Here is a 6212-nt window from a genome sequence, read left to right as displayed (position 1 = left end):
GTCAGGACTTGGGTCATGGTTCTATCGTAACTTCCGCATTCCTCCCGACACTGACCCTACGGGTACAGTGCGGGGCTCCTGCGATTTCTAGCTGACCCTAACCAGCGGGCGGTTTCTGCTAGAAACCCATCAGACGAGCAACAGCGGACAGCTCAGGGACAACGCCGGTGTGGATAGGAGCGGATCCCTGGTGGCTGGCCGTGTCCGGATCCTTAAGGCCATTGCCCGTCAGCACGCACACCACCTGTGCTCCAGCAGGCACCTGCTCTCGCCATTTCAGCAATCCTGCCACCGAGGCCGCGCTGGCCGGCTCGCAAAAGATCCCTTCTTCGGATGCCAGGAGACGATAGGCTGCCAGAATCTCCTCGTCGGTGACGCTATCCACCTGACCGCCGCTCACCTGCACTGCCGCCTTGGCCTTCACCCAACTGGCAGGATTGCCGATGCGAATGGCCGTGGCCACCGTCTCTGGGTGTTCCACCACCCGGTTCAACACCATGGGGGCAGCACCGGCAGCCTCGAAGCCGTAGAGACGAGGGCGACGGGTAGCCTTGCCCTGCTGGCGGTACTGGCAAAACCCCATCCAATAAGCCGTGATGTTGCCCGCGTTGCCCACCGGAATACAGAGCCAATCGGGGGCATCCCCCAAAGCATCCACCACCTCGAAGGCGGCGGTTTTCTGCCCTTCCAAGCGGAAGCGGTTGACCGAGTTCACCAGGGCCACCGGGTAGGTTTCCGCCAGCTGCCGCACCATAGCCAGCGCTTGGTCGAAGTTGCCTTGAACGGCGATGATCTCCGCCCCGTACATCAGGGTTTGGGCCAGTTTGCCTTTGGCCACGTAGCCATCGGGGATCAGCACATAGGCCCGCAGACCTCCTTTGGCCGCAAAGGCAGCAGCCGCCGCCGAGGTGTTGCCGGTGCTGGCGCAGATGATCGCCTCTGCCCCTGCCTCTTTGGCCTTGGACACGGCCATCGTCATACCCCGATCCTTGAAACTACCGGTGGGGTTGAGGCCCTCCAACTTCAGGTAAACTTGACAGTCTCGCCCCAGCCGTTGGCTCAAAGCCGGGGAAGGCACCAGAGGCGTGTTGCCCTCATGTAGCGTGACCACAGGTGTGCTGGCGCTGACGGGGAGCCATTCCCGATAGTGCTGGATCAGGCCGGGCCAAAGCCCCACTTGCGCGCGGGATCCGGCTATACGAGGGGGATGGGTGGGATTCAGGGTCGCCATGCCGCAGAGGACACCGAGGCTAATCAAAGACCAGCTTTCTCACTGTAGCTGTTCGTGGAGGGGTTCGTATCCACCTCCCGCAGCGGCGGCAGAAACATCTTCCTGATCCCCTCTCTTCAGAAGCTGGGGAGCAGAGGAGCTGCAGGTCGCAAGGCCAGAGCCTGCACCAGAGAGCGCAACTTCAGACGAATCTCGGCCAGCTCTTGCTCTGGGTTGGAGTCAGCCACAATCCCGGCACCGGCATACAAGCGGGCCCAATTCCCCCGAATTAGGGCGGAGCGGATCCCCACCACAAACTCGCCATTGCCCTGTAAGTCTACCCAGCCCAAGGGAGCGGCATAGCTGGAGCGATCAAAGGGTTCCAACCGCTCTAGCCACTGCAGCGCCGCCTGTTGGGGATACCCTCCCACCGCTGCCGTCGGGTGGAGCTGGGCCAGCAGATCGAACAGATGTACATCGGCGGGGAGCTCCGCCTCGATCAAGGTTTGCAGATGCTGGATGTTGGCTAGACGGAGCAGCCGCGGTTGCGGGGAAATGCAGGGATCCATCCCCAACCGACCCAGAGCCTCCTGGATCGAGCGCACCACCCACTGGTGTTCGCGGCGGTCTTTGGGGCTGCGGAGCAGCTCCTCGGCCAACTGGCGATCCTGGACAGGGGTGGCGCCGCGGGCGGCGGAGCCGGCTAAGGCATCGATCTGCACCCGGCCTTGCCACACGGAAAGCAAGCGCTCCGGGGTGGCCCCCAAGAAAACCTGGGGAAAGGCCCCCTCTTGGACCAGGGGGAGAGGCCTGGCCGGCAAATTCCCCCGAGCATCTGCCTCCAAGGACTTCGGCCCGCTGACGCCAGCGGCAAAGGCAAAGATGCTGCAATCGGGATGATCTTTTTCCAGGTAGGCCAGCAGGGACGGGATTGACGGCGGGACAGGCAAGTGCAGATCCACGGCTTCGGCCAGCACCACTTTCTCCAGGGATCCCGCCTGAATCACCTGCAGGGCTTTTTGGATGCGCGCCAAGAGGGGGGCTTCCTCCAAGTTCACTGGCACAGGAGCTTGCAATTCCCACGAGGGCAAGGGGGATCGAGAAAGGCGCTCCATTTGGGCAAAAAAGGCGGTGATCTGCCCGGCCAAAGCCGCTAGGTCGCTCTCGGGGTCGATTTCCAGATTGAGCCGCGCCACCGTCAGGGATCCCCAGGAGTCTGGCACCTGCAACAGTTGCCAACGTGGCAGCACCAGCGCTGCCCCCCCTTTGCTCCTGGGGCTGAAACCAAGGCGACAGAAACACAGAGGGCGTTCCTGCCGGCTGCCTGGGAATCTTCCCACTTCCGAGGGCTCCGTTCTGCCAATGCAAGCGGCATGGACGTGGGGCTGCAGCTCTTCCACAAAAATCCGCGCCGCCTGCAAGCCCCCTTCTCCCGAGAGATCGACCCGCCGCAGGGATCCCCATCCCAACACCCGCACCCTTTCCCCGCGGGCCTTGTGGGAGAGATAACAGTAGCTCGGGAATCGGTTTGTGGGGAGAGAACCCAGCCTCTGGGCCAGCACCGCCAGCGGATCCAGCTCTGGGATGGGCTGCGACAAGCTGAGGATTTGGGGAACACCCCGCGCCCGTGCCATCTGTTGGCAGGCGGCTAGGAAGGGATCCCAGTAGCGCCGATCCCTCGCCTCGTCCGTCCAGGTAGAAGTGCGAGTCGGCGGCCATGCTCTCGGCCACTCCAGGCACTCAAGCGTACCGTGGGCATTCCGAGGGGAAAGAGAAGAGGTCATGCGAAAGAGCAAAGAGAACGATCCCACCTTGGCCGAAAACAGGACACCTGTCGATGGAGACCGGCAGGAGATGACTTTAGGATAAGAGATTAGGAGTAAGAGATTAGGAGAAGAGCCGGCAGCCCGGGCTTTTGGGGGCCAGATCTGAGGAGCTTCTTCACGGACTGCAAAGTTTCTTAGCATCCTGGAGAATGCTTCCTAAGGCGCTCTACCTTACAGAACGGATATGGACAGATCCGGAGACGGGCCCCAGAGCAGGCTTGCTCCCCAAGGAGAATTCGCATGCATCCAGATGTCAGCCAAGTGCAGCCAGCAGCAGAGGCCGCATGGAGCAACCGCTCTCGCCGGCAATTGTGGATGGCTGCCCTTAAGCCCCCCATGTACAGTGTGGCGATCATGCCCATCTGGGTGGGATCCGCCATTGCCTACGCCCAGTCAGGGGTACTGGATTTGGGGGTTTTGGGGGTGTTTTGGGGAGCCGCCATCTGCATCTTGGCCTGGGTCAACCTCAGCAACGACGTGTTCGATGCCCAGACAGGGGTGGACAAAAACAAACTCCACTCCCTGGTTAACCTGACAGGCAAGCCAGGGCGGGTGTTTTGGGTGGGGAATGCCTTTTTGGCCCTGGGGCTGCTGGGGATCCTGTGGCTGAGCTGGCGGCAATCGGATCCCACGGTGCTGCTGTTGGTGCTGCTGGCCTGCGGGCTGGGCTATGCCTACCAGGGGCCGCCCCTGCGCCTGGGCTATCAGGGCCTGGGCGAGATCCTCTGCTTTTTCAGCTTTGGGCCGCTGGCGGTTTTGGCCGCCCACTACAGCCAAAGCCAGACCTGGTCGCTGCCGGGGTTGGCAGCCTCACTGGTGGTGGGGATGGCGACCAGCTTGATTTTGTTTTGTTCCCATTTCCATCAAGTGCAGGATGACCTAGCCTGCGGCAAGCGCTCGCCGGTGGCCCGCCTGGGGACTTTGCGCTCGGCCCGCCTCATCCCCTGGCTCTGCGGCAGCCTTTTTGGCCTGATGCTGCTGTTTGTGGGGCTGGGGATCTTTCCAGCTTGGACCCTGCTGAGTTTGGCCGGGATCCCGTTTGCAGTGCGGCTTTCCCGCCTGCTGGGGGCTTACCATGACCAGCCGCAGCGGATTAGCCACTCCAAGTTCATCGCCGTCAGTCTCCATTTTTGGCTGGGGCTGTTTCTGGGGTTGGGGTTCATCCTCAGCCGCTATGGCTGAAGGCTGAAAAGTCGGCTTAAGGCTAGGTGTGCGCGGGATCCCCCCGGTGCAGCCGGCAAAATGGGATAAGCTACAGCCTAGAGTGCTAGCTCAGAGCGTTGGCTCCAAGGGGAGTGGTCAGTTCGGGTCGAGGTGAGGCGGCAGCAAGAATAGGATGGGGCGATTCTTCAATTCCAACCTGGGAGTGGCGCTGTTGGGGAGCAGCATCTTGGCTGCTTTGGTGGGCTGGGCCTTGTCAATCGACATCGAGGAAGTGAAGGTGGAGTCTCCTTCCCCCGATCAGCCCCTCTCGGTCAGCCGCAGGGTAGACATCTTGGGTCGTCGGGGAGGCCATCAGCGTTGGCGGTTGATTGCCGAGCAGGTGGATCTGGCAGCTGGGCAACAGGTATTTGAACAGGGGGCACACGGCTACTTCTACGGAGAAGGTGCCGACCGGCAAAAAGGGGTGCCGGATCCCTTTTTTGATAGCAGCGAGCAGATGACTTGGCGGGCCAAGCGAGCCCGCTACAATGCCACCGCCGATGAGCTGTATTTGGATGAGGAGGTGGAGGTGAGGAGCGGCGACGGCAGCCTGCTCTTGACCAGCGCCTTGAGAGTCACCCCTGAAGAGCGCATCGAGGTGCCGGCGGAGTTCACCCTCAAAGGCCGGGAAATGGTGCTGCAGGGCCGCTCCGGTTCGTTTAACTTTCAGTTTGCCCTTCTCAGGGCCGAGCAGGGCAAGCTGATAGTGTTGCCCCCAAACGGCTCGGCACCCACCTCCACCACCATCACCGCCGACCAGATCACCTACGACCGCACCAACCAGGTGGCCGAGGGGAAAGGGAACCTGCGCATTCGCGAACGCGGCATCGAGATTCGCGCTCCCCAAGGCACCTACCTGCGCCAGCAGGCCCAAAGCATTCTCTCCGGCGGTGTGGTGTTGCAAGAGGTGGCCGGCGACAGCAGCCGGGATCCCTTATTGGCCGATCTGCGCTTGGCCCAGGCCTCTCCCGGCCCGGAGGCGACCCCAGACCAACAGGATCAAGAAGTCACCATCATTGCCGACCGCCTCACGTACGACCGCAACACACAAATTGCCCAAGGGGAAGGCAACCTGGAGATCCGCCAGGGGGAAACCATCATCCAGGCGGCCCAGGGCACCTACCGCCGCCGCGAATCCCAAAGTCTGTTGACGGGAGGAGTTACCCTGGAAGAGCCCGGACGGGTGCTCACCTCAGCCCGCCTAGAGGGCAACCACCGCGACAAGATCTTCTTCTTTGAAGAGAACGTCCTTTACCGGCAGATGGCTGCCTCTACCCCCACGCCCGGCGGGGGATCCCTGACGGAAGAACTGCGCCAAGCCGAAACCGAAGTGCGGGCTGCCCGCCTGGTTTACAACTCCCGCACCGGCACTTCCGAGTTTAGCGATGCCGTCGAGTTTATCCAGCGGGGACGTAGGGCCAAGGCCAACCAAGCCACCATCACCCCTGAAAAGGTGGAGCTGCGGGGAGAGGTGGTGATCGAGCAGATCGAGGGGGAGTGGCTGGCGCGGCGGCTACAAAACCCGGAGACCCAGGCCGATGTGGATCAGCCGACGGTGATCTACGCCGACCGGGTGGAGATCGACCAAGCCAGCGGCGATGCCCGCTTCTTTGGCAATGTGGTTATTGTGCAGGCCAACCGCGCCATCGAAGGGGATCGCGCCGATTACTTTGACCGAGAACAAATTTTCAAAATCAGCGCCGAACAGGCTCCTGTGGTGCTCTGCGATCGGGGAGAGGTCGGCCGCCTTCCCGGGGAGAGCACCCAAGCTCTGCCGGGCCGCAACGCGCTGGATCAGATGTGCCGGGGCGCCAATCGCCTCAGTGGCAAGCTGGTTACCCTGAACATAAAACAAGATGAATACACCGTCGAAGGGGACGGGCAACAGCAGGGCATGTTTCAGTTTCGCATCACCGACGCCCTCTGATGGGATCCCCCCTCGGGGAGCCATCTGTGGTTTTTGATCGTCCAGG

4 protein-coding genes are annotated in these 6212 nt (G+C 62.0%); 2 read left to right on the top strand and 2 right to left on the bottom strand.

Annotation, left to right across the window (positions count from 1 at the left end):
- Window positions 1–118: 118 nt before the first annotated feature.
- Window positions 119–1231 carry a threonine synthase gene (gene thrC, locus ACVWZF_RS10615; protein WP_457384265.1) on the bottom strand — a complete coding sequence of 371 codons (1113 nt, stop codon included), beginning with the start codon at window positions 1229–1231 and terminating at the stop codon, window positions 119–121.
- A 116-nt stretch (window positions 1232–1347) separates the two neighbouring features.
- Window positions 1348–2994 (bottom strand): isochorismate synthase, encoded by a 1647-nt coding sequence (locus tag ACVWZF_RS10610; protein ID WP_457411411.1) that lies wholly within the window; start codon window positions 2992–2994, stop codon window positions 1348–1350.
- A 282-nt stretch (window positions 2995–3276) separates the two neighbouring features.
- Between ACVWZF_RS10610 and menA the strand changes: the two genes are divergently transcribed.
- Window positions 3277–4218 carry a 2-carboxy-1,4-naphthoquinone phytyltransferase gene (gene menA, locus ACVWZF_RS10605; RefSeq protein WP_457411410.1) on the top strand — a complete coding sequence of 314 codons (942 nt, stop codon included), beginning with the start codon at window positions 3277–3279 and terminating at the stop codon, window positions 4216–4218.
- 154 nt (window positions 4219–4372) lie between these two features.
- Window positions 4373–6166, top strand: coding sequence for an LptA/OstA family protein (locus ACVWZF_RS10600; protein WP_457411408.1), 1794 nt, complete (start codon window positions 4373–4375; stop codon window positions 6164–6166).
- Window positions 6167–6212: the final 46 nt, after the last annotated feature.

This window comes from Thermostichus sp. OS-CIW-30 (genome assembly GCF_054060215.1).
Note: the sequence above shows the minus strand (reverse complement) of the source record. Positions and strands in the feature narration are given on the sequence as shown.

Excerpts from the sequence above, each read along its gene's own strand:
- ACVWZF_RS10610 (WP_457411411.1), bottom strand. The coding sequence starts at position 2,994 with ATGACCTCTTCTCTTTCCCCTCGGAATGCCCACGGTACGCTTGAGTGC.
- menA (WP_457411410.1), top strand. The coding sequence starts at position 3,277 with ATGCATCCAGATGTCAGCCAAGTGCAGCCAGCAGCAGAGGCCGCATGG.
- ACVWZF_RS10600 (WP_457411408.1), top strand. The coding sequence starts at position 4,373 with ATGGGGCGATTCTTCAATTCCAACCTGGGAGTGGCGCTGTTGGGGAGC.
- thrC (WP_457384265.1), bottom strand. The coding sequence starts at position 1,231 with ATGGCGACCCTGAATCCCACCCATCCCCCTCGTATAGCCGGATCCCGC.